Genomic DNA, 21,890 nt, shown 5'->3' on the forward strand with positions numbered 1-21,890 from the left:
TGGTCGCAATTCGCGGCTGGCCGCGCAAGCGCATCACATGGGAGCCTGAAAGAAAACGCGCAAGCCCGGATCACGTTTCCGGTCATTCGCACGAAAAAGGCCGCGCCTTCCGGCACGGCCCCGCTCCGGCGCCCGTTTTCCGGGCGTTCGAGCGCCTTCTTCGTCAGAGGGGGTCGGGGATCGGCGAGCCATCCTTGAACGGGCCCACCGCGACGCCGGGCTGCGCCACGCCGGAACAGACCGGCAGCCCGTCGGGGGTCAGGCGCTCGCTCATGTAGCCTTCGAACCCGTCATCGATGATCCAGTGGTCGCAGCCATCGGGATCGACCCAGATCCCGGCGACCATCGTCGACAGATCGTGCGAGTTGATGCCGCGATCGGCGGTCTTGTCCGGCCCGATTGGCGTGCAGGCGGCTGCGGAACCCAACAGGCCGAGGATCGCGAAACTCTTGAGAATGGTCATGTCTCGCTCCTCAGCGCAGGCAGTAGATTTCGACGCGGCGGTTGGTCTGCATGCCGGCGGCGGTCGCGTTCGACACCTTGGGCTTGCGCTCCCCGAAGCCGCGCACGTCAACAACGCGGGCACCAACCCCCTGGGCCACGCTGGCGACCGCGCGGGCGCGGTTGTCGGACAGGGTGATGTTGTACTCATCGCTCGCGCGGCTGTCGGTATGACCGTAAATCAGGAAACCGAAGGCGTTGGCCTGGGTGAAGAACTGGCGTAGCCGCTCGCGGCCCGCCGCCGAGATATCGTAGCGGTCAGTGGCAAAGAGCGTGTCGGTCGGCACCACGCCACAGATCTCGGAACGGTGACAGACCGGGCTGCCATCGCGGCGGCGTCGCGGCCCCATATAGCCCTCGGCCCCGTCATCCATGGCCCAATGCTCGCAACCATCCGGGTCGATCCAGATGTTCGGGCTGTAACGCTCGGCATCGACGATCCGGGGATCTTGCGCCGCAGCCGGCACGCTCAATACTCCGAGCGCCAGCCCGGCCACGACGATCCCCCCGACCGCGGCGCGTAGCTTAGCTTTGATGAATGAGGCCAATTGACTGTTTCCTTCCCGAACACATACCGACGAACCCCTCCTCTGGCAGCTGGGAGGCGGTCTGTTGCAGGAGTGTTAATGCGGATCGAGGACTTGGGAAGGCCTCGGCAGTAAATTGCCGAGAATTGCGGCAACAGTAGGTCCAGCGCCCCCGGCATTGTCACGGTACAGGCAACTCATTCACCCTTGGGGCGTGCCAAGTCACTGAACGCGCCTTGCTTCCGCCGCATTCACAACGAAGAGGGCTTGATTCGCCCGGCGCCTATTCCAGGAGCTCGCCCGCCAAGGAGTTCGGCCCCGAGGCGGTGATGTGAACGCGGGCGATGTCGCCGCGCCGCGTCTCGGGCGCGTCAACATGCACGGCAAAGAGATGCTCGGACTTGCCAACCATCTGCCCGGGCAGCCGCCCCGGCTTTTCGAACAGCACCGTAGTCTCGCGGCCGACCATCGCCTGCTGCGCGGCTCGCTGCTGCTCGCCGAGCAAACCCTGCAGCCGCTGCAGCCGCTCATCCATCACCGCGGGCTCCACCTGGACCTTGCGCTCGGCGGCCGGGGTGCCGGGACGCGGCGAATACTTGAACGAGTAAGCCGAACCGTAGCGGACCTCGCGCACGAGCTGCATCGTCGCGTCGAAATCGGCGTCGGTCTCGCCGGGAAAGCCGACGATGAAATCCGAGGTCAGCAGGATGTCGGACCGTGCCGCGCGAATCCGTTCGATCAGCCGCAGATACTGCTCGGCCGTGTGCTTGCGATTCATCGCCTTGAGGATCCGGTCCGAGCCCGACTGGACCGGCAGGTGCAGATAGGGCATCAGCTTGGCCTCGTTGCCATGCGCCGCGATCAGCGCCTCGTCCATGTCGTTGGGATGCGAGGTGGTGTAGCGGATCCGCTCCAGCCCGTCGATCGCCGCGAGCTGGCCTACCAGCGCCGCGAGACCACCCTCGGCACCGCCCAGATCGCCATGCCAAGCGTTGACGTTCTGGCCGAGCAGCGTGATCTCGCGAACCCCGGCCTCGACCAGCCCGCGCGCCTCGGCGACGATGCGATCAGCCGGGCGGCTGACTTCGGCGCCGCGGGTGTAGGGCACCACGCAAAACGCGCAGAACTTGTCGCAGCCCTCCTGCACGGTAAGAAAGGCGGTCGGACCGCGCTTGGCCTTGGGTCGGGATTTCAGCACCGCGAACTTGTCGTCTTCGGGGAAATCCGTGTCGACGGCACGACCGCCCTGCCCGACCCGGGCTTCCATCTCCGGCAGGCGGTGATAGCTCTGCGGACCCACCACGAGATCGACGAGCGGCATCCGGTTCAGGATCTCCTCGCCTTCGGCCTGCGCGACACAGCCCGCGACGCCGATCTTCAGGCTAGGCTTGGCCTCCTTGAGCGGACGCAGCCGCCCGAGATCGGAATAGACCTTCTCGGCGGCCTTCTCGCGGATATGACAGGTGTTGAGCAGCACCATGTCGGCCTCGTCTGCCGTCTCGGTGGTGACGTAGCCCGACCCGCCCAGCGCCTCGGCCATGCGCTCGCTGTCATAAACGTTCATCTGACAGCCATAGGTCTTGATGAAGAGCTTCTTGGGCGCCTGGTCCATCGCGGCCATCCTTTGCGAGATCAGGGGCCGGGTCTAAGCCAAAGCCCGGCATCTTGCAATGTCGCCCCGCCCCCGCCATCCCTGTGGGCGAACGGCGGGAGACGGCAATGGAGCATGACGGCATCGAGCAGTTCGCGGCGGCGCTGCGCAAGGCGCGGCAGGGCCCCTCGGGGCCGGTCGCGCTGGTGCTGATCGAGGACGGCATCGAGATCGAAAGCACGCTGCGCCACCACCTCGATCTGGGGTTCTCGCAGGTCGTGGCCATCGTCCCCGATGATCTGCCGCGGCCCGATCTTTCGGATCCCCGCCTCGACTGGGTGCGCGGCGAGACGCGCCGCGATGGCGCTTGCTCCGATTTCGTCAATGCCGTGATCGCCGCCGCGGCACCGGGCCAGTGGCTGTTCTACTGCTATAATGCCGAATACCTGTTCTTCCCGTTCTCGGAGGATCGCGGGGTGGCCGATCTTTGCGCCTTCGTGGCCGAGGAGCGGCGCGACAGCGTGCCCTGCGTCACGCTCGACCTATTCGCCACCGATTTCGAGACCCACCCAACCGGCGTCACACGCGAGGCCGCGCATCTCGACCGGATCGGCTACTTCGCACGCGATCGCTACGACGCGCAGGGCCGGTTGCTGGAGCGGCAACCCGATATCCATGGCGGATTGCGCTGGCGCCTCGAGGAGCACGTGCCCGCCGACCGGCGGCAGGTCCTGCGGATCGCGCTGTTCCGCACGGCGCCGGGCCTCAAGCTCGGCGCAGATCACCGGCTCAACCAAGCAGAATACAACACGTTGCAAAGCCCGTGGCACCGCTCGCCCACGGCGGCGACCGCCTCGTTTCGTACCGCAAAGGCGCTGCGCCGCAACCCCGCCACGCGCGGGGTGATCGACGGATTAGACTGGCCCGGCGCCACGCCTTTTGCCTGGCGGTCGCGGCAGCTTCTCGATCTGGGGCTGATCGAACCCGGGCAGTGGTTCTGAACGGGGCTTCCGATCAGGCCCGGCCGTAGGCCTCGGCGATGGCGATCTGCATCGCAGCAGCCGGATCGCGATGCGCCCAGGACACGAGCTGGAAGGCCGGGTAGAAGCGTTCGCAGGCGTTGAATGCCGTGTGGATCATCGTGTCGACCTGCTCGGGTCCCGCGATCTGGCCGCCGGACAATACCAGCCCATAGCGATAGGCCATCATTCCCTGCGCGCCCCACCAAGTGAAGCCACCGGCCCAGCAACGGTCGTTGATGCGGTTGATGAGGTCGTAGATCTGCGGCAACCGCGGCTCGGGCGGCTCCATCTCGAACATGCAGGCCAACCGCAGCGTTTCGTCGGCGGGCTGCCAAGCCAGCGTCACCGCGTAATCGCGCCACTGCCCCTTGAGCGTCATCGCGATCTGATCCTCGGCCACCCTTTCGACCGCCCATTCGTGCAGGTCGGCAACCTGTTCGACCAGGTCGATCGGGTGGATCTCGTCGTCGAGATAGGACTCTGACAGCGCCATGACGGCCTCTTTTCTTTGCGGCGACGGGCACGCGGAGGCCCGTCTCGGATCCGGCGGCAGGGGTTCTTCCACCCGCTTGGCTTCGAGTGTATATGGTGAGTCTCGACCGAGTCGCTGTAAAGTCGTTTCTTGGGGATAATCTCCCCGATTCGACCGATTCGAGAATCACTCCCGACATTTCTTGTGGATAACCGAATCGCCCCTTGGCGGTTCCGCAGGGGCACGCTGCCGTCACGACGGGCGTTGCACCCGATCGCGGGCTGCGTCAGCCTCCGCCGCAAAACGGGAGACTGCCATGAACACCGACCTCTTGAAGCGCCTATGCGAGATGCCCGGCGTACCGGGCCACGAACACCGTGTGCGCGACCTGATCACCGCCGAGATCGAAGGCCTGTTCGACCATGTCGAGACCGATCCGATGGGCAGCCTGATCTGCCGCCGCGACGCGGCCAACGAGGGCGCGCCGAAGATCATGCTGCTGTGTCACATGGACGAGATCGGCTTTCTCGTCAGCCATGTCGACGAGAAGGGCTTCGTGTGGCTGCAGCCGGTCGGCGGCTTCGACCCGCGCAACCTTTTCTCGCGCCGGGTGCTGATCTGCACCGATCAGGGCGACATCAAGGGCGTCATGAACCCGGGCGGCAAGCCGCTGCACATCTCTTCGGCCGAGGACCGCAAGAAGGTGCCCGAGCTGGGCGAGTTCTACATCGACACCGGCCTCGGCAAAGCCGCCGCCGACAAGGTGAAGATCGGCGACATGGTGGTGATGGACGAGCCGTTCCTCGAAATGGGCGAGAAGTTCGTTTCCAAGGCGCTCGACAACCGCGTCGCCTGCTGGCTCGGCATCGAGGCGATCCGCCAGCTGGCCGATAAGGGTCGCGGCGCCGAGATCCACGTCGTCTTCACCACCCAAGAGGAAGTCGGACTGCGCGGCGCCCGCACCGCCGCCTACAAGGTGCGTCCCGATATCGGCATTGGTGTCGACACGACGCTGGCCTGCGACACGCCCGGCGTGCCCGACAAGGACCGCACAACGGTGCAGGGCAAGGGCTTCGGCCTGCATGTGCGCGACAGCAGCTTCATCGCCGATCGCGGCCTCGTCGCCGAGATCGAGAAGCTGGCGCAGAACAAGGGCATCCCGTTGCAGCGCACCATGCTGGCCGCCGGCGGCCAGGACGGCGCGGCGGCGCAGCAGGCGGCGGCGGGCGCCCGCGCCGTGGGCATCGTGGTCGGCACCCGCTACATCCACACAGTGACCGAGATGGTCGACCGCACCGATCTCGAGGCCGCGCGCGACATCCTGAGCGCCTATCTCGAAGGCTTCGAGGGTTGATCCAGCGGCGGGCGGTCGCCATGGCCGCCCGCCACCGTTCGAACCGGTGACATCATGATCCTTCACGAAGCCTTGGCCCGGCGCGTGGCCGAAGCCCGCTACCCCGGGGCGGCGGCCCTGTTCTGGACCGGTTCGCTGGCGCGCGGCACTGGCACGCAAAGCTCCGACATCGACCTCGTCGTCGTCTTCGACCGGCTCGACCATGCATGGCGAGAGAGCTTTCTCGAAGAGGGGCGGCTCTTCGAGGTCTTCGTGCATGATCTCGACTCGCTCGACCTATTCTTCGAGAAGGACTCCGCGCGCGGCCTGCCGGTGCTCATGGACATGGTGACCCGCAGCGTCGTCCTGCGCGCCGGCCCGGTGGCGGACGCGGCGCGAAGTCTGGCCGAGCGCCGCCTTGCCGACGGTCCGCGCCCCTGGAGCGCCGCGGAGCTCGAGCGCTCTCGCTTCATCGCGGGCGACCTGCTCGAAGACCTGCGCGGCGCGACCGATCCCGACGAGATCCGCATCATCGGTGCGCTGCTCTATCCGCACGCGCTGGATCACCTGCGCCGGTCGCGCGGGCTCTGGAGCGGGCGCGGCAAGCACGCCTTGCGCCTGTTGCGCGAGGAGGAGAGCGAAATCGGCCCAGCGCTGATCGCCGCTTTCGAGGCATTGTTCGCGCGAGCCGAGCCGGGGGCGGTTGTCGAGACGGTTGACCGCATCTACGCGCCCTGCGGCGGCCCCCTGGTGGAATGGCGCAATGACGCGCCGCCGCACCGCGCCTCCTGACATGCAAGAGGGCGGCCCACGGGGCCGCCCCTTTCACATCCCGAACGCGCGCGGCGCGGTCAGTTCGAGGTCTTGGTTTCCAGCGCCGCGATCCGGGCCTTGAGCGCCTCGTTCTCCTCGCGCGCCTTCTGCGCCATCGCGCGCACCGCGTCGAACTCCTCGCGGGTCACGAGGTCGCGGTCGGCCAGCCAGCGGTCGAGCATCGACTTCATGGCGTTGTTGGCCTCGTCCTTCGCACCCTGCGCCACGCCCATCGCGTTGGTCATCAGCTGCGACAGATCGTCGAAGATCTTGTTTCTCGATTGCATGGCGGGTCTCCGCTGTTTCGGACTGGTCCCTATATGGGCGGCGCAAAGGGTGGCGACAAGGCGGCGGCATCCGCAACGGCGCCAGCCGAGCCGGTCACGACATGGCGAGGCCCCGCCCTCCCGCGCGGGAGCCCGGATTGACAAGTCCCGGCACGCCGCCGCAGGTATCGCGCCATGAATGGCATCCCCTTCCCCGAGATCTCGCCCGAGATCTTCTCGATCTCGCTCGGCGGGTTCGACTTCGCGCTGCGCTGGTACGCGCTGGCCTATATCGTCGGCATCATCGCGGGCTGGCGGCTCTCGGTCGCGGCGCTCAAGCGCCCCGGCCTATGGCCCGGCGACCGCCCGGCCATGACCCCGCCCGAGCTCGAGAACCTGCTGAGCTGGATCATCCTCGGCATCATCGGCGGCGGCCGACTGGGCTACGCGCTGATCTACCAGCCGGGCTATTACCTGTCCCACCCGTGGGAGATCCCCTTCCTTTGGCAGGGCGGCATGTCGTTCCATGGCGGCTTCATCGGCGTGATCCTCGCGATCCTGATCTTCGCGCGGCGCCACCGCCTGCCGCTGGGCGGCGTCGCCGACACCATCGCGCTGGCCACTCCGCCGGCGATCCTGCTAGGCCGCCTCGCCAACTTCATCAATGCCGAGCTCTGGGGCCGCCCGACCGATCTGCCGTGGGGCGTGATCTTCCCCGGTGCCGCCGCGCAGGACTGCCCCGGTGTCGAAGGGCTCTGCGCCCGCCACCCCTCGCAGCTCTACGAGGCGGGGATCGAGGGGCTGTTCCTGCTGGTGCTGTTCACCCTCATGGCGTTCCGCTGGGGTGCCCTGAAGCGGCCCTGGCTGCTCTCGGGGACCTTCTTCCTCGTCTATGGCATCGGTCGCTTTCTGGTGGAGTTCGTGCGCCAGCCCGACCCGCAATTCGTAAGCCCCGGCAACCCTCTGGGTCTCGCGCTGCACGTCGATGGCTGGGGCCTGACCATGGGGCAGATCCTGTCGTTGCCGATGATCATCGCCGGGATCGCCGTGATCGCCGCCGCGCGCCGCCGGATGGTCCCGGCGTGACGGCGCTGCACGAAATGCTGCTGCGGCGCATCGCCGCCACCGGGCCGATCAGCATCGCCGAATACATGACCGAATGCCTGCTGCACCCTGTCCACGGCTACTACACGACGCGCGACCCGTTGGGCTCGGGGGGCGACTTCACGACCGCACCCGAGATCAGCCAGATGTTCGGCGAACTCCTCGGATTGTGCCTCGCACAGGCCTGGCTGGACCAAGGCGCGCCTGAGACCTTCGTGCTGGCCGAACCGGGGCCGGGGCGCGGCACGCTGATGGCCGACATGCTGCGTGCGACCGCCCGCGTGCCGGGCTTTCACGCCGCCGCGCGGCTGCACCTCGTGGAAGCCTCGCCAGCGCTGCGGGCCGTGCAGGCGCGTGCCCTGCCGCAGGCGACGTGGCATGACCGGATCGACCAGATCCCCGGCGACCTGCCGCTCTATCTCGTCGCCAACGAGTTCTTCGACGCGCTGCCGATCCGGCAATTCGTCCGCGACGGCGCGGGCTGGCGCGAACGCGTCGTGGGGCGTGAAGGCGACAAGCTCGTCTTTGGCCTGACCGCGCCCGCCCCGCTGGCAGAGTTGGAACACCGCCTTGCGGATACGCGTGACGGCGACATGGTGGAGCAGGCGCCCGCCCTGCCCGCGCTGACGGGTGAAATCGGTGACCGCATCGCGCGCCATGGCGGCGCGGCGCTGATCGTCGATTACGGCGGCCGGGGCCGCACCGGTGACAGCTTCCAGGCGGTGCGCGATCACGAGAAGGTCGATCCGCTGACAGCACCGGGCGAAGCCGACCTCACCGCGCATGTAGATTTCGAGGCGCTGGCCCGTGCCGCCGCCCCCGCCGCCTGCGCCGGACCGGTGCCGCAAGGCGTGTTTCTCGAACGGCTTGGCATCACGGCACGGGCGCAAGCGCTGGCGGCAAAGCTCGAAGGTACAGCGCTCGACGCCCATGTCGCCGCGCATCGCCGCTTGACCCACCCCGAAGAAATGGGCGACCTGTTCAAGATAGCCGCACTTCATCCGTGCAATGCCCCGCCGCCACCCGGAATTGAGACGTGAACGCCGCAACGCCGCTCGACATCATCACCTCCGACAGCCTGACACCGTTGCGCCATGGTTTCTTCGGTCGCGCCGGCGGGGCTTCGTCGGGAGTCTTCGCCGGGCTCAATTGCGGCCCCGGCAGCTCCGACCAGCACGAGGCGGTGCTGATCAACCGCGGCAAGGTCGCTCAGGCGATGGGGGTGCCGCGCGAGGCGCTGATCGGCGTGCATCAGGTGCATTCGGCCGATGTGGTGACCATCGACACTCCGCCCGCGGCGCCCGCCCGCGCCGATGCGCTGGTCACGGCGACGCCCGGGCTGGCCCTGACCATCCTCACCGCCGATTGCCAGCCGGTGTTGTTCGCCGACCCCGAGACCGGGGTGATCGGTGCCGCCCATGCCGGCTGGAAGGGCGCGCTTGCCGGCGTGCTGGAGGCCACTGTGGAGGCAATGGTCGCGCTCGGCGCACGGCGCGAGGGCATCCGTGCAGTGATCGGCCCCTCGATCAGCCAGCGCTGCTACGAGGTCGGTCCCGAACTGCTCGACGCGTTTCTCGCCGAAGATCCGCAGGCAGAGCGGCATTTCGCCCAAGGTCAGGGCGACCGGCTACTCTTCGACCTGCCCGGTTTCGGATTGCGACGGCTGCGTGCTGCCGGAATTGCCTCGGCCGAATGGACCCGGCACTGCACCTATTCCGACCCGGCCCGCTTTTTCAGCTATCGCCGCGCCACTCATGCCCGCGAAGCCGATTACGGCCGGTTGATCGCCGCGATCCGCCTCTGAAAGGGCTCCGGCAACTCGCACCTGCAAGCTCTCGAAACAATTCGTTTCACAGGCTTGCTTTGACAATCCAGCCGCGGCCGCCCAGTGTCGCCGTGACCCAAACAGCTTCGGGTGTTGTCGGTGGGGGCCGACAACCGATGCGATGACCGAAAGGCGTTCGCATGGCATTGCCCCTGCTCTCTACCTCTGCTCCGACCCGTGCCGGAACCATCGATCGCGCTGCACCGCGCGCGCCGGGGACGCAGGCGCCACTGATGCGCCGGATCGAAATCCTCACCCTCTGCCCGCACCATCCCGGCGACATCGCCGAGACGAGTCGCGTGGTACCCGCCACGCCGATCTTCGAGGAGGCGGTGGCCGCCTTTGCCCATGGCGCGCAGGTCCCGACCGAGCGCGGCCTCGTCGCGGTGGAGGATCTTCTGCCGGGCGATCGGGTCAAGACCGTCGATCGCGGCTTTCGCACGCTGCTGTGGCGCGGCGCCACGACGCTGGTCGCCAATGTTCCCGGACAACCGCCGGAGATGGGTCGCCTGACCCGGATCTCGGCCGATGCTCTGGGCATCGCCCGGCCGATGCATGATCTCGTACTGGGTCCGATGGCACATCTGGTGCGCCAGGGCGCGGCGATCGAACGCCTGACCGGGCGGCGCGCCGCCGCGATCCCGGCCCGCGACCTGATCGACGGCATGGGCGTGGTCGAGTTGACCCCGCCTTCGGCCGTGCGGGTTTTTCACCTGGGCTTCGAGCGCCACGAGAGGATTCTCGCGAACGGCGTTGAGATCGAGAGCTATCATCCCGGCCCGGCGCGCCTCGCACATCTCGAACCCGAGCAGCGCGGCCTGTTCCTCTCCTGCTTTCCGCATCTGGATCGGATCGAGGATTTCGGCCCGCCTGCCCTGCCACGGCTTCGGCTGGCCGAACTCGATCTCGTGGCTTGAACCCAGCCTCGGGAGTGCGGCTGCCCCCGGAGGTCAGGCCTTGCGGGCGAGTCGGCTCTCCAGCACGTCGAAGGGCACGCCCGGCTCGGCCTTGGCGTTGCGGATAACCAGCGAAGTCTTGACCGAGGCGACGTTGGGCGCGGCCGTCAGCTCGCCGGTCAGGAAGGACTGGAAACTACGCAGATCGGGGGCCACGCATTTCAGCACGAAATCCACCTCGCCATTTAGCATGTGGCACTCGCGCACGAGCGGCCAGTCGTTGCAACGCGCCTCGAAGGCCGACAGCTCAGCCTCGGACTGGCTCACCAGGCGCACCATGGCGAAGACAGACACATCGAAGCCCAGCTCCCGCGGATCGACATCGGCATGATAGCCCCGGATGTAGCCCTGCTCTTCGAGCGTCCGCACCCGGCGCAGGCAGGGCGGCGCCGAAATGCCGACGCGGCGCGCCAGCTCCACGTTGGTCATCCGGCCATCGGCCTGCAGCTCGGCCAGGATCATCCTGTCGATCTCGTCGAGTTTCGCCCCGGGCATCTTCATCTCCGTGAATGTTGCGTCTGACCTAGGGCAGAGCGGTTGCTAGCGCAAGAATATTGCAGGTCCGCGCAACATCGTGACCCGTTGCGTGACGTGGCTGCCGCAGCGAGGCCGCGCCCTCTGAGGGGCGGGGTTTGCACCGGCAGGGACAGTGGCTATATGCAGCCGACTTCAGGCTTGCAAGGGGACGTCCCATGACCACGCGCCGCGACACCAGGGTTCTCATCATCGGCTCGGGACCGGCGGGCTATACCGCGGCCGTCTATGCCAGCCGTGCCATGCTCAAGCCGATCCTCGTGCAGGGCCTCGAGCCGGGCGGCCAGCTGACCACCACCACCGATGTCGAGAACTGGCCCGGCGACAACTCCGTTCAGGGCCCCGACCTGATGGTGCGCATGGAAAGCCATGCGCGCGAAATGGGCACCGAGGTGATCACCGACATCATTACCGATCTCGACCTGTCGAAGCGGCCCTTCGTCGCAAAGGGCGACAGCGGCACCGAATACGTCGCCGAGGCGGTGATCCTCGCCACCGGGGCGCGGGCAAAATGGCTCGGCCTGCCTTCCGAAGAAGCCTTCAAGGGCTTCGGCGTCTCGGCCTGCGCGACCTGCGACGGCTTCTTCTATCGCGGTCAGGAGATCGTGGTGGTCGGTGGCGGCAACACCGCCGTCGAAGAGGCGCTGTTCCTCACCAACTTCGCCTCCAAGGTGACCCTGATCCATCGCCGCGACGAGCTGCGCGCCGAGATGGTGCTGCAAAAGCGCCTGTTCGAGCATCCCAAGGTCGAAACCCTCTGGTTCCACGAGATCGAGGAAGTCGTCGGTGAGGACAGCCCCAAGGGCGTGACCGGCGTACGCGCGAAACACGTCAAGACCGGCGAGATCACCGAGATCCCGGCCAAGGGCGTGTTCATCGCGATCGGCCATGCCCCGGCCTCGGAACTGGTCAAGGACCAGCTCGAAACCCATCACGGCGGCTACGTGAAGGTCGAGCCGGGCACGACCCGCACCTCGATCCCGGGCGTCTTCGCTGCCGGCGACCTGACCGACCACGTCTACCGCCAAGCGGTGACAAGCGCCGGCATGGGCTGCATGGCCGCGCTCGATGCGGAACGGTTTCTCGCCGAGCATGGCGCCGCCGCCGAGGTGGCGGGCCACGAGAAGGACGAAACCCTTCCCTTGGGCTACGGCGCCCCTGTGACCGAAGGCGTGAAGTGAGATCGGGGGCGGATCATCTCCGCCCCTTTTCCGGCCGGGTCTGGCGCATCTGCGACGATGCGGCCGACCCTCTCGCCCTCGTCGCATCGCCGGAGGGGCGGTTTCACCATGATGATCAGCCAGCGCTTTACGTCTCTCTGAGCCCTGAGGGCGCTGCTGTGGCTCTCGCCACCTACGCCGCGCCCGGCGATGTCCCACGGCGGCTCTGGCCCCTCGATCTCGTCACGACCGATATGGCCGATCTGCGCGACGAGGACGTTCGGACGGCACTCGGCGTCGACCTTGAGGATCTCGTGGCGCGCTGGGCCGATGATCGGGCAGCGGGGCGCCCGGCCCGAAGCTGGCGCGCCTCGGACCGTCTCCGGGACTTGGGCGCATCGGGTTTTCTCTACCCCTCTCGCAAATCGCCGGAACACGGTCACTTGGTGCTGTTTTCGATTCGCGGCCTTTGTCGCGGCGGGCCGTCCTCGCCCTTGCTCAGCCCTTCGCTCCGTTTCTAGGCCGAATTTCTCCTCTCATGCCCCGGCCCCGCCCGCGTGTTCCCCAAGCCCTGCGATCGGCGGAAAACGGTCCGTTTTGCGCCATCGCGCCCTTGAATAAGAGCCGATGCGCGGTCTAGGAGCGGCACAGACCCCCGGCCCCCTGGAGATATTGTTTTGATGGCCTCGAACCTCGCCCCGATCCCCGAGTTGTATGTTTCATACGAGTCCGCCCAGAAGCTGAAGGTCGAGGCCGGAAACCTCGCCTCCCATGACCTGACCCCGCGCCAGATCTGCGATCTCGAACTGCTGATGAACGGCGGCTTCAACCCTCTGAAGGGCTTCCTCACCGAGGAGGATTACGACAGCGTCGTCGAAACCATGCGCACCAAGGACGGCGCGCTCTGGCCGATGCCGGTGACGCTCGACGTTTCCGAGAAATTCGCCGACACCGTCGAACTGGGCCAGGACATCGCCCTGCGCGACCAGGAGGGCGTGATTCTCGCCACCATGACGGTCACCGACAAGTGGGTGCCCAACAAGTCGCGCGAGGCCGAGAAGGTCTTCGGTGCCGATGACCTCGCCCACCCGGCGGTGAACTACCTGCACAACCACGCCGGTGCCGTCTATCTCGGCGGCCCTATCACCGGCATCCAGCAGCCGGTGCATTACGACTTCCGCGCCCGTCGCGACACGCCCAACGAGCTGCGCGCCTATTTCCGCAAGATGGGCTGGCGCAAGATCGTCGCGTTCCAGACGCGCAACCCGCTGCACCGCGCGCACCAGGAACTGACTTTCCGTGCGGCCAAGGAAGCGCAGGCCAACCTGCTGATCCACCCCGTCGTCGGCATGACCAAGCCGGGCGACGTCGATCACTTCACTCGCGTGCGTTGCTACGAGGCGGTGCTCGACAAGTACCCCTCCTCGACCACCCACCTGTCGCTGCTGAACCTCGCCATGCGCATGGCCGGCCCGCGCGAGGCGCTGTGGCACGCGATCATCCGCAAGAACCACGGCCTGACCCACTTCATCGTCGGTCGTGACCATGCCGGCCCGGGCAAGAACAGCCAAGGCGAGGATTTCTACGGCCCCTACGACGCGCAGGAACTGGTGCGCCAGCACCAGGAAGAGGTCGGCATCGAAATGGTCGACTTCAAGCACATGGTCTACGTGCAGGAGAAGGCGCAGTACTACCCGATCGACGAGGTCCCCGAAGGTGCGACCGTGCTCAACATCTCGGGCACCGAGTTGCGTCGCCGCCTCGCCGAAGGGCTCGAGATCCCCGAGTGGTTCTCGTTCCCCGAGGTGGTCAAGGAACTGCGCCGCACCAAGCCGCCGCGCGCCAAGCAGGGTTTCACCGTGTTCTTCACCGGTTTCTCCGGCTCCGGCAAATCGACCATCGCCAACGCTCTGATGGTCAAGCTGATGGAGATGGGCGGACGTCCGGTGACGCTGCTCGACGGCGACATCGTGCGCAAGAACCTCTCCTCCGAGCTCGGCTTCTCCAAGGAGCACCGCGACCTCAACATCCGTCGCATCGGCTATGTCGCCTCCGAGATCACCAAGAACGGTGGCATCGCGATCTGCGCGCCGATCGCGCCCTATGCCGCGACCCGTCGCGCCGTGCGCGAGGATGTCGAGAACTTCGGCGCCTTCATCGAAGTGCATGTCGCCACCTCGATCGAGGAGTGCGAGAAGCGCGACCGCAAGGGCCTCTACAAGCTCGCGCGCGAAGGCAAGATCAAGGAGTTCACCGGCATCTCCGACCCCTATGACGTGCCCGAGAACCCGGAACTGCGCGTCGAAACCGAAGGCACCGATGTCGACAACTGTGCGCATCAGGTGATCCTGAAGCTGGAACAGATGGGCCTGATCGCAGGCTGACCTCGGCCCGAAGGCCTCGACACTGCCTTCAGGCGAAGGACATCACGAACAGCCGGCCCTCGGGCCGGCTGTTTTTTTGTACCCTCCCCCGCCTCGCCCTAAACGGCTTGACGAGAGGACCGCCACCTGAATAGGTAGACCGGTCTACCTATTGCGAGATCCGACATGACCGAGACCGATGTTCGTACCCGAACCGCGCGCGACCGGCTTCTGCAGGCCGCTGCGATCCTGTTTTATGATGACGGCATCGCTGCGACGGGGATCGACGCGATCACCCAACGGGCCGGCGTGGCGAAGCAGAGCCTCTACAACAACTTCGCCTCGAAGGCCGAGTTGGTCGCCGCCTATATCGACCATCGACACCGGGAATGGCTCGACCTCTACGCGCGGCGGGCAGAGCAGGCCCCTACCCCGGTCGAAAAAATTCTCGCGGTCTTCGACGCTTACGGCGACCACGCCGAATGTGCCTATGAGCGCGGCTTTCGGGGCTGCGGCCTGCTGAATGCCGCGGCCGAGCTCACCTCCAAGGAGGCCGGTCGCGAAGCCGTCCGCCGGCACAAGGAAGAGGTTGAGGCAATTCTCGTCGCGGAGCTCGCCGAGATCCTGCCCGACGACCTTGACCGCGCGCAGACGCTCGCTGCGCATCTGGCCTTCCTGCTCGAAGGCGCCATGGTCCGGGCCGGTCTCGAAGGCTCCGCCGAACGGGTCGGGCAGGCCCGTGCGATGGCACGGCAGATGCTGGAGGCGCTGTGAGCCGGGTGGCGCGGGCCCCCGGACATGGCGTCGGGGTGATCTGCTGCATGCTCGCCGCGATCGCTTGGGGCACCACAGGTACCGTGGCCAGCTTTGCGCCGGGCGTGTCCGCGGTAGCGATCGGCGCCGCGGCGATGGGCTTGGGCGGGCTGATGCAGGCGATGGTCGCTTGGCGCGGCATTCACAGGGACCGAGGCGCGCTTTTGCGGCACCGGTGGCTCCTGATCGTCGGGGCGGTCTCCGTCGCGCTCTACCCCCTCGCCTTCTATTCCTCGATGCGGCTTGCGGGCGTCACCATCGGCACGGTGATCTCGATCGGATCGGCGCCGCTCATTTCGGCGCTTATCGAGAACCGATTGGAGGGAAGCCGACTGACATTCCGCTGGGGGATTGGTGCGCTCATCGGCCTCGCTGGGATGGTGCTTCTGAGCCTCGCCGAAACTGATCATGGTGCGGTCGCCCCGAACATTCCGCTGGGCGTCGGCCTCGGCCTCGTCGCGGGGGGCACCTATGCCCTTTATTCCTGGACCGCGCGCCGCGTGATGCAACGTGGCGTCCCCGCCCCGGCGGCGATGGGCGCGACCTTCGGGCTGGGCGGGCTGATCCTGCTGCCGATTTTGGTCGCGACCGGCGCACCCTTTCTCGAGAGCGCGCGAAATTTCGGGGTTGGCGCCTACATGGCCGTGGTGCCGATGTTCTTGGGCTACATCGCTTTCGGCCAGGGGCTGGCGCGCATCTCCTCAAGCCTCGCCACGACGATTACCCTGCTCGAACCGGTGGTCGCGGCGCTGCTTGCCGTTCTTTTTGTCGGAGAGAGGCTGCCGCCCTCCGGCTGGACCGGCGTGGCGATGATCGTGGGCTGCCTGTTCTGGATCACGATTCCGGTGCCACCCCGACGCGATGCGCCACGTCCTGCGGCTTCTGTCGTGGACCCGGCCTGACGGCACGGAAAGGCCCGTCGCCTTCACGGGCAACGGGCCGGGAGATCGAAGGGGTGAGAGCCTGGCCCCAGGCTCCAGCCCTTCAAAGCCGGTAGAAGGCGCGGCTCAGTGCAACGTCATCGGCTGCATGTCGTGCTGACGCGCCAAGGTGAAGGCGAGTTTGCGGTCGGCCACGAGGGCGAGCTGTTGGCCGTCGCTGTCATGCACTGCGAAAAGCACCTCGAGCCCCTCGGCCTGCTCCTGCACCTCTTCGGGAAGATCGGCGACGCTGACCGGCTTGACGTAGACAAGCCGGCTTTCGTCATCGGCGGAGAGCTTGTGATGGCGGAACTGGGTGTTCATTTTCCACTCCTCTTGATGCGAATCGTCTGCACGACGCTGTCGGCGGGCTGACGGGAAAGGTCGATATGCAGAAGGCCGTTCTCCATCACCGCCTCGCCCACCTCGACGCCATCCGCGAGCACGAAGCTGCGCTGGAACTGGCGGGCGGCGATGCCGCGATGCAGGAACACGCGCTCCTCGGCGCTGTCGGATTGTCGTCCGCGCACCACGAGCTGGTTGTCTTCCACGGTGATCGACAGATCCGCCTCGGCAAAGCCGGCCACGGCCAGCGTGATCCGGTAGGACCGCTCCGAGGTCTGCTCTATGTTATAGGGCGGATATCCATCTCCCGACGCCTTCGCGGTACGTTCGACCAGCCTTTCGAGCTGTTCGAACCCCAGAAGGAAGGGGTGTGTCCCCAATGTCAGCTTCGTCATGCGACACGTCCTTTTGCACAAGCGACCGTCCATCAGCGGCCCCGGCATCGGCAGCCGCTTGGCTTCAATATGGGAGGCGAAAATCCGCCTTGCAAGGTGCGGGGCTAGGCGGGCCGCGGCGCAGCAACTATGATGTGGCAAAGACGTAGGGCAGACGAGCATGAACAAGTCGGCGAAGATGGAAGAGATCGAGGTGCTCCGGGTGGAGCTCGAGGTGCTCAAGCGCGAGCACCGCGATCTCGACGAGGCGATCCACGCGCTCGAGGAGCGCGGCGGTGCCGACATGCTGCGGCTGCGCAGGCTCAAGAAGCAGAAGCTGCAGCTCAAGGACAAGATCGCCCGGATCGAGGACCGGATATTGCCCGACATCATCGCCTGATCCGCTTGCCGTTGCGTCCCGCCCCGGTGTAGTCCGCCTGCATCGGCAACGAGGGGACACGGGCATGGGTGTGAAGGTCGGCATCATCATGGGCAGCCAGTCGGACTGGGCGACGATGCGCGAGGCGGCGGCCATGCTCGACGAGTTGGGCGTGGAGCATGAGACGCGGATCGTTTCGGCGCACCGGACCCCGGATCGGCTGTGGGACTATGGCAAGACGGCGGTGGACCGGGGCCTGCAGGTGATCATCGCCGGGGCCGGGGGCGCCGCGCATCTGCCGGGCATGATGGCCTCCAAGACCCGCGTGCCGGTGATCGGCGTACCGGTGCAGACCCGCGCGCTGTCGGGCGTCGACTCCCTCTATTCGATCCTGCAGATGCCGCGCGGCTTTCCGGTTGCCACCATGGCGATCGGCGCGGCCGGTGCCGCCAATGCCGGGTTGATGGCGGCGGGCATTCTCGCCCTGCAGGACGCCGCACTGGCGCAGCGGCTCGACGACTGGCGTGCCGCGCTCTCGGCCTCGATCCCGGAGGAGCCCATCGATGACTGAGACGCTTACCCTCGACGCATCCAAGCCGCTCGCCCCCGGCTCGACCATCGGCATTCTCGGCGGCGGCCAGCTCGGCCGGATGCTCGCCCTCGCGGCGGCGCGGCTGGGGCTGAAATGCCATGTCTACGACCCAGCCCCGGACGGCCCGGCGGCCGAGGTCTGCGCGGCCTCGACCACCGCGCCTTGGGATGACGAGGCGGCGCTGCGCGCATTCGCCGGGGCCGTCGATGTCGTCACCTATGAGTTCGAGAACGTGCCGGCCGCCTCGCTCGACCTGATCGAATCCCTCGTGCCGATCCGCCCGGGCCGCCGCGCTCTCGCCGTGAGCCAGGACCGCATCGACGAAAAGCAGTTCTTGCAGGATCTCGGCCTGACCACCGCGCCCTTCGCCGCCGTGGACGATGCGACCACGCTCGATGCCGCGCTGTCCAAGATCGGCGCGCCCGCGATCCTCAAGACCCGCCGCTTCGGCTATGATGGCAAGGGACAGGCCCGGATCATGGCCGCGGACGAGGCCGAGACGGCGCTGGCGGAAATGAACGGTGCGCCCGCGATCCTGGAGGGCTTCGTGGAGTTCAGCCACGAGGTCAGCGTCATCGGCGCGCGCGGGCTCGACGGCGCGGTGGCCTGCTTCGACCCGGGCGAGAACCGGCACCAAGACGGTATCCTGCGCGAAACCACGGTTCCGGCCCGGCTCTCGGCAGCGCAGCGCACCGACGCGGTGCTGCTGGCCGCCAGGATCCTGACCGCGCTCGACTATGTCGGCGTGATGGGGGTGGAGCTTTTCGTCACGCCGCAGGGCCTCGTGGTCAACGAGATCGCGCCGCGCGTGCACAACTCGGGTCATTGGACGCAGGATGGCTGCCTGATCGACCAGTTCGAGCAGCACATCCGCGCCGTAGCGGGCTGGCCGCTGGGTGATGGCGCGCGTCATTCCGACGTGGTGATGGAGAACCTGATCGGCGATGACGTCGACCGCGTTCCGCAGATCGCGGGCACCCAGTCGGCGATCCATCTCTATGGCAAGGCCGAAGCGCGGCCCGGTCGCAAGATGGGCCATGTCAACCGTCTCACCGGCCCGGTACGCTAGAGCATCTCGCGCAGCGCGGCGTCGAGTCCCTCCATGTCGCGCGGCCGCCAGCCCAGTTCCCGCAGCCGGTCGCAGCGCATGGCGCTGACACGCGACGCGTCGGCCCGCTCGGGCAGCGCCCCACCCTGCCCGGCGATCCGCGCCACCCGCTCCAGCAGGTCGCGCCGGTCGAGCCTGATGTCCGACGCATTGAAGCTGCGCGGGGCCAGTGACGCCTCGGACGCCTCCAGCAGCAGCGCCACCGCAGCCGCCAGGTCGTCGCCATGCAACTCGGTCGCCACGCGCGGCGCGACGGGCTTATTCGCGAGGAAGGTCTCGAACAACCCGCGCCACTTGTGATCCGGCCCCGGGCCGTAGACACCGGTGGCGCGAAGGCTCGCCGTCGCGAAACCGGGCCCGGCCAGCGCCGAGAGCTCCTGCTCCACCGCCCATTTCATCTCGCCGTAAAGCGTGTCCGGGCGCGGTGGTAGATCCTCGGTCAGTTCCGTGCCGGGCGGATAGTCGCCATAGACCGCGCGGCTCGACAGGAAGACGATGCGGCCCAGACCGACCGCCTGGGCCTCCTTGAAGAGCCGCAGCGACCCGTCGCGGTTCAGCCTTAGAAATCCTTCGGAATCATCTCCTTCGCCGCCGCGATAGCGGCCCGGCAGGTGAGAAAATGCGGCATGGACCAGAGCATCACAGCCGTCGAGCGGCGCGGTTTCACCCAGCTGCCAGCCGCGCCATTCCGCACCGTTGGCAGGCCGTCGGCCGAGTGCCACGACCTCATGGCCCCGCGACGCGAGGCCGCGCAGCAGAAAGCGCCCAACCAGCCCCGACGCCCCGGTCAGCGCGATCTTCACGACGGGTGCGGCAGGTCGGAGAGATCCGGCACCGGCCCGTCGCCCGCATAGGCGTGCCACAGATCGATCAGGGGCCGCAGACGATCGGCCTTGGCATGGTCCTGCCATGGCTTCTCGTACTGGAAATGGAGCACCCTGATCTGCTCCCAGTTCCACAGATCGGGCAGGTTGAACCAGACGTATTGCAAGGTGTTGCAGGTCACGGGCAGGCCGTGCCAGTCGGGGAAAAAAACCTGCAGGAACGTCTGGTCGGTGCGTCGCCAAAAGGCGCCGGGCGCATCGAGCCGCGCCAGCATCGCCTCATAGGTCGCGGTGTCGGGCCGCGCGGTGAACACGCCGGAGTTCATCCGGTGAAAATCGCCCAGAGCCTCATAGACGTTCGGCGCGGCACAGAACTCGGGATAATCAAACAACTTGTCGATCGGGCGCAGCACCAGCGTGTCGGCGTCCAGAAAGACCGCCCGGTCGTAATCGGAAAGCTGCCACAACCTCAGCTTCGCGAAATTGTCGAGAGGGGTGTGGAAGGCCGGCTTCTCGCCCTTGGTGAAGGGGGCGGCCCCGTGCAGAGCGTCGCGCGCATGCGTCGCGTTGAAGGCGTCGGAGGTCGGCAGCAGATCGGTCGCGATCAGCCGCGCACCGCGCGCCCGCAGGGGCGCGAGGTCGGCCTCATTCACGCCGCCGGTATGCAGCACCACGATGTCGGCATCCGTGCCGCTCAGCTTCAGCGAGCGGATCAGCGCCCGCGCCCCCAGCGCGAAATCGGCATTGGTAACTAGCGTGACGAAGGCCCGGCGGCTGCGCACCGGGCCCTCCGGTCTTAGCCCCGTGCTCACGAGGCAGAGCGCAGCGCCCGGCCCTCGGGATCGCGCTCGACGCGCGCGCCGAGGTCGCGGGTCCAGGCCGAGACGGCGGGCACGCGCGAGCGGTCGATCCGATGCGCGTATTTCTTCGCCACCTCGACCACTTCGTCCAGAAGCCCCTCCTGCAGGGTGATCGGCTCGAGGCCGAGCTTCAGGAACTGATCGTTGCGCACCACGAGTTCGTTCTCCTCGGCCTCCTTGCGCGGGTTCGGCAGGTAGGCGACGCGTGCGCCGGTCTTCTTGGCCACCATCTCGGCCAGGTCACGCACACGATGCGTCTCGGTCATCTGGTTGAAGATGCGCACCCGTTCGCCCGATTTCGGTGCGTCGCCCAGCGCCAGCTCGATGCAGCGCACCGAATCCTGAATATGGATGAAGGCGCGCGTCTGGCCGCCGGTACCATGTACAGTGAGCGGGTGGCCGATCGCGGCCTGGATCAGGAACCGGTTGAGCACCGTGCCGTAATCGCCGTCGTAATCGAAGCGGTTGATCAGCTGCTCGTGCCGCCGGGTCTGGTCGGTATGGGTGCCCCAGACGATGCCCTGATGCAGGTCGGTGATCCGCAAGCCGTCGTTCTGGGCGTAGAACTGGAACAGGATCTGATCGAGGCTCTTGGTCATATGATAGACCGAGCCGGGCTTAGTCGGGTAGAGGATCTCCTGTTTCGCCTTGTCCCCTGCGAGCGTCTCGACCTCGACATCGAGATAGCCCTCGGGGATCGCCGCGCCGACGCTCGAATAGCCGTAGACGCCCATGGTGCCGAGATGCACCAGATGCGCGTCGATGCCGGTCTCGACCAGCGCCGCCAGCAAATTGTGCGTCGCGTTGGTGTTGTTGTTGACCGTGTAGACCTTATGGCGGTCGGATTTCATCGAATAGGGCGCGGCGCGCTGCTCGGCGAAATGGATCACCGCGTCGGGCTTTTCCTCGGCCAGCCAGGATTTCAGCCGCTCGTATTCCTTGGCCAGATCGATCAGGTGAAAGCGCAGGCGCCGCCCCGTCAGCTCGTGCCAGATGCGGCAGCGCTCCTGAATCGAATCCATCGGCGTCAGCGACTGCACGCCAAGCTCGGTGTCGATCCAGCGACGGCTGAGATTGTCGACGATGTGGATCTCATGGCCCTGCTCGGACAGGTGCAGGCAGGTCGGCCAGCCGACGAAACCGTCGCCGCCGAGGATCGCGATCTTCATGTGGTGCCCCCTTAGTTCATGACCGGAACCTAGCGGGTC

General features: G+C 66.9%; 26 protein-coding genes. 15 read left to right on the forward strand and 11 right to left on the reverse strand.

Annotated features, from left to right (window positions below; all coding sequences use genetic code 11):
- Window positions 1–163: 163 nt before the first annotated feature.
- The 3 genes from LOS8367_RS13770 to miaB all read right to left on the reverse strand — a co-directional run bounded on the left by LOS8367_RS13770 (window position 164) and on the right by miaB (window position 2,640).
- Window positions 164–463, reverse strand: coding sequence for a hypothetical protein (locus LOS8367_RS13770; RefSeq protein ID WP_085897103.1), 300 nt, complete (start codon window positions 461–463; stop codon window positions 164–166).
- A gap of 10 nt (window positions 464–473) precedes the next feature.
- Window positions 474–1,049: an OmpA family protein gene (locus LOS8367_RS13775; protein WP_085897104.1), complete on the reverse strand. Its 576-nt coding sequence runs from the start codon at window positions 1,047–1,049 to the stop codon at window positions 474–476.
- Between the two features lie 262 nt (window positions 1,050–1,311).
- Window positions 1,312–2,640 carry a tRNA (N6-isopentenyl adenosine(37)-C2)-methylthiotransferase MiaB gene (miaB, locus tag LOS8367_RS13780; protein WP_085897105.1) on the reverse strand — a complete coding sequence of 443 codons (1,329 nt, stop codon included), beginning with the start codon at window positions 2,638–2,640 and terminating at the stop codon, window positions 1,312–1,314.
- A 107-nt stretch (window positions 2,641–2,747) separates the two neighbouring features.
- Here miaB and LOS8367_RS13785 point away from each other — a divergent pair, with 107 nt between their 5' ends.
- Window positions 2,748–3,620 carry a glycosyltransferase family protein gene (locus LOS8367_RS13785; RefSeq protein WP_085897106.1) on the forward strand — a complete coding sequence of 291 codons (873 nt, stop codon included), beginning with the start codon at window positions 2,748–2,750 and terminating at the stop codon, window positions 3,618–3,620.
- Between the two features lie 13 nt (window positions 3,621–3,633).
- Here LOS8367_RS13785 and LOS8367_RS13790 read toward each other — a convergent pair whose 3' ends face one another.
- Entirely contained in the window at window positions 3,634–4,134 is a 501-nt protein-coding gene (locus LOS8367_RS13790; protein WP_085897107.1) for a type III secretion system chaperone family protein, read from the reverse strand.
- A 295-nt stretch (window positions 4,135–4,429) separates the two neighbouring features.
- On the opposite strand from LOS8367_RS13790, the gene LOS8367_RS13795 reads away from it, so the two are divergent.
- Window positions 4,430–5,467, forward strand: coding sequence for a M42 family metallopeptidase (locus LOS8367_RS13795; RefSeq protein ID WP_085897108.1), 1,038 nt, complete (start codon window positions 4,430–4,432; stop codon window positions 5,465–5,467).
- Between the two features lie 54 nt (window positions 5,468–5,521).
- Window positions 5,522–6,238 carry a nucleotidyltransferase domain-containing protein gene (locus LOS8367_RS13800; protein WP_085897109.1) on the forward strand — a complete coding sequence of 239 codons (717 nt, stop codon included), beginning with the start codon at window positions 5,522–5,524 and terminating at the stop codon, window positions 6,236–6,238.
- 59 nt (window positions 6,239–6,297) lie between these two features.
- Here the strand turns inward: LOS8367_RS13800 and LOS8367_RS13805 are convergent, their stop codons facing one another.
- Entirely contained in the window at window positions 6,298–6,546 is a 249-nt protein-coding gene (locus LOS8367_RS13805) for an accessory factor UbiK family protein (RefSeq protein WP_085897110.1), read from the reverse strand.
- 174 nt (window positions 6,547–6,720) lie between these two features.
- Here LOS8367_RS13805 and lgt point away from each other — a divergent pair, with 174 nt between their 5' ends.
- From lgt to LOS8367_RS13825, 4 genes are all read left to right on the forward strand, one after another.
- Complete coding sequence (gene lgt / locus LOS8367_RS13810; protein ID WP_085897111.1) at window positions 6,721–7,611, forward strand: prolipoprotein diacylglyceryl transferase; 891 nt, start codon at window positions 6,721–6,723, stop codon at window positions 7,609–7,611.
- Window positions 7,608–8,669 (forward strand): class I SAM-dependent methyltransferase, encoded by a 1,062-nt coding sequence (locus LOS8367_RS13815; RefSeq protein WP_085897112.1) that lies wholly within the window; start codon window positions 7,608–7,610, stop codon window positions 8,667–8,669. Before lgt ends, LOS8367_RS13815 begins: the two co-directional genes overlap by 4 nt.
- Window positions 8,666–9,433, forward strand: coding sequence for a peptidoglycan editing factor PgeF (pgeF, locus tag LOS8367_RS13820; RefSeq protein WP_085897113.1), 768 nt, complete (start codon window positions 8,666–8,668; stop codon window positions 9,431–9,433). The genes LOS8367_RS13815 and pgeF overlap by 4 nt, the downstream gene beginning before the upstream one ends.
- A 161-nt stretch (window positions 9,434–9,594) precedes the next feature.
- On the forward strand, window positions 9,595–10,371 hold the full coding sequence (locus LOS8367_RS13825; RefSeq protein WP_242665599.1) for a Hint domain-containing protein: 777 nt from the start codon (window positions 9,595–9,597) through the stop codon (window positions 10,369–10,371).
- 33 nt (window positions 10,372–10,404) lie between these two features.
- Here the strand turns inward: LOS8367_RS13825 and LOS8367_RS13830 are convergent, their stop codons facing one another.
- Window positions 10,405–10,905 carry an Lrp/AsnC family transcriptional regulator gene (locus LOS8367_RS13830; RefSeq protein WP_085897209.1) on the reverse strand — a complete coding sequence of 167 codons (501 nt, stop codon included), beginning with the start codon at window positions 10,903–10,905 and terminating at the stop codon, window positions 10,405–10,407.
- Window positions 10,906–11,102: 197 nt separating this feature from the next.
- Here LOS8367_RS13830 and trxB point away from each other — a divergent pair, with 197 nt between their 5' ends.
- The 5 genes from trxB to LOS8367_RS13855 all read left to right on the forward strand — a co-directional run bounded on the left by trxB (window position 11,103) and on the right by LOS8367_RS13855 (window position 16,182).
- Window positions 11,103–12,125: a thioredoxin-disulfide reductase gene (gene trxB / locus LOS8367_RS13835; RefSeq protein WP_085897115.1), complete on the forward strand. Its 1,023-nt coding sequence runs from the start codon at window positions 11,103–11,105 to the stop codon at window positions 12,123–12,125.
- Window positions 12,122–12,625: an RES family NAD+ phosphorylase gene (locus tag LOS8367_RS13840; protein ID WP_085897116.1), complete on the forward strand. Its 504-nt coding sequence runs from the start codon at window positions 12,122–12,124 to the stop codon at window positions 12,623–12,625. Before trxB ends, LOS8367_RS13840 begins: the two co-directional genes overlap by 4 nt.
- A 159-nt stretch (window positions 12,626–12,784) precedes the next feature.
- The gene (locus LOS8367_RS13845) at window positions 12,785–14,488 is read left to right on the forward strand and encodes a bifunctional sulfate adenylyltransferase/adenylylsulfate kinase (RefSeq protein ID WP_085897117.1); all 1,704 of its coding nucleotides are present in this window, start codon (window positions 12,785–12,787) and stop codon (window positions 14,486–14,488) included.
- Between the two features lie 165 nt (window positions 14,489–14,653).
- Complete coding sequence (locus tag LOS8367_RS13850; protein WP_085897118.1) at window positions 14,654–15,241, forward strand: TetR/AcrR family transcriptional regulator; 588 nt, start codon at window positions 14,654–14,656, stop codon at window positions 15,239–15,241.
- Window positions 15,238–16,182, forward strand: a complete 945-nt coding sequence (locus LOS8367_RS13855) for a DMT family transporter (RefSeq protein ID WP_242665600.1) — start codon at window positions 15,238–15,240, stop codon at window positions 16,180–16,182. The genes LOS8367_RS13850 and LOS8367_RS13855 overlap by 4 nt, the downstream gene beginning before the upstream one ends.
- 105 nt (window positions 16,183–16,287) lie before the next feature.
- Here the strand turns inward: LOS8367_RS13855 and LOS8367_RS13860 are convergent, their stop codons facing one another.
- Both LOS8367_RS13860 and LOS8367_RS13865 read right to left on the reverse strand, forming a co-directional pair.
- Window positions 16,288–16,524, reverse strand: coding sequence for a DUF1150 family protein (locus LOS8367_RS13860; RefSeq protein ID WP_085897120.1), 237 nt, complete (start codon window positions 16,522–16,524; stop codon window positions 16,288–16,290).
- On the reverse strand, window positions 16,521–16,940 hold the full coding sequence (locus LOS8367_RS13865; RefSeq protein WP_085897121.1) for an Hsp20 family protein: 420 nt from the start codon (window positions 16,938–16,940) through the stop codon (window positions 16,521–16,523). Before LOS8367_RS13865 ends, LOS8367_RS13860 begins: the two co-directional genes overlap by 4 nt.
- Before the next feature lie 160 nt (window positions 16,941–17,100).
- Here LOS8367_RS13865 and LOS8367_RS13870 point away from each other — a divergent pair, with 160 nt between their 5' ends.
- From LOS8367_RS13870 to LOS8367_RS13880, 3 genes are all read left to right on the forward strand, one after another.
- A complete protein-coding gene (locus LOS8367_RS13870) occupies window positions 17,101–17,319 on the forward strand; it encodes a YdcH family protein (protein WP_085897122.1) in 219 nt (72 codons plus the stop codon).
- Window positions 17,320–17,383: 64 nt separating this feature from the next.
- Window positions 17,384–17,869 carry a 5-(carboxyamino)imidazole ribonucleotide mutase gene (purE, locus tag LOS8367_RS13875; protein WP_085897123.1) on the forward strand — a complete coding sequence of 162 codons (486 nt, stop codon included), beginning with the start codon at window positions 17,384–17,386 and terminating at the stop codon, window positions 17,867–17,869.
- Entirely contained in the window at window positions 17,862–18,959 is a 1,098-nt protein-coding gene (locus LOS8367_RS13880) for a 5-(carboxyamino)imidazole ribonucleotide synthase (protein ID WP_085897124.1), read from the forward strand. Before purE ends, LOS8367_RS13880 begins: the two co-directional genes overlap by 8 nt.
- On the opposite strand, the gene LOS8367_RS13885 is transcribed toward LOS8367_RS13880, so the two are convergent.
- Genes LOS8367_RS13885 through LOS8367_RS13895 form a run of 3 tightly spaced genes read right to left on the reverse strand, consistent with a single transcriptional unit; the run spans window position 18,956 to window position 21,851 of the window.
- The gene (locus LOS8367_RS13885) at window positions 18,956–19,801 is read right to left on the reverse strand and encodes an NAD-dependent epimerase/dehydratase family protein (protein ID WP_085897125.1); all 846 of its coding nucleotides are present in this window, start codon (window positions 19,799–19,801) and stop codon (window positions 18,956–18,958) included. The two genes, LOS8367_RS13880 and LOS8367_RS13885, sit on opposite strands and share 4 nt — an antisense overlap.
- Window positions 19,798–20,634: a glycosyltransferase gene (locus LOS8367_RS13890; protein WP_085897126.1), complete on the reverse strand. Its 837-nt coding sequence runs from the start codon at window positions 20,632–20,634 to the stop codon at window positions 19,798–19,800. Before LOS8367_RS13890 ends, LOS8367_RS13885 begins: the two co-directional genes overlap by 4 nt.
- A complete protein-coding gene (locus tag LOS8367_RS13895; protein ID WP_085897127.1) occupies window positions 20,631–21,851 on the reverse strand; it encodes an NAD-dependent epimerase/dehydratase family protein in 1,221 nt (406 codons plus the stop codon). Before LOS8367_RS13895 ends, LOS8367_RS13890 begins: the two co-directional genes overlap by 4 nt.
- Between the last annotated feature and the right edge of the window lie 39 nt (window positions 21,852–21,890).

It is taken from the genome of Limimaricola soesokkakensis (assembly GCF_900172345.1).
GTDB lineage: Bacteria > Pseudomonadota > Alphaproteobacteria > Rhodobacterales > Rhodobacteraceae > Limimaricola > Limimaricola soesokkakensis.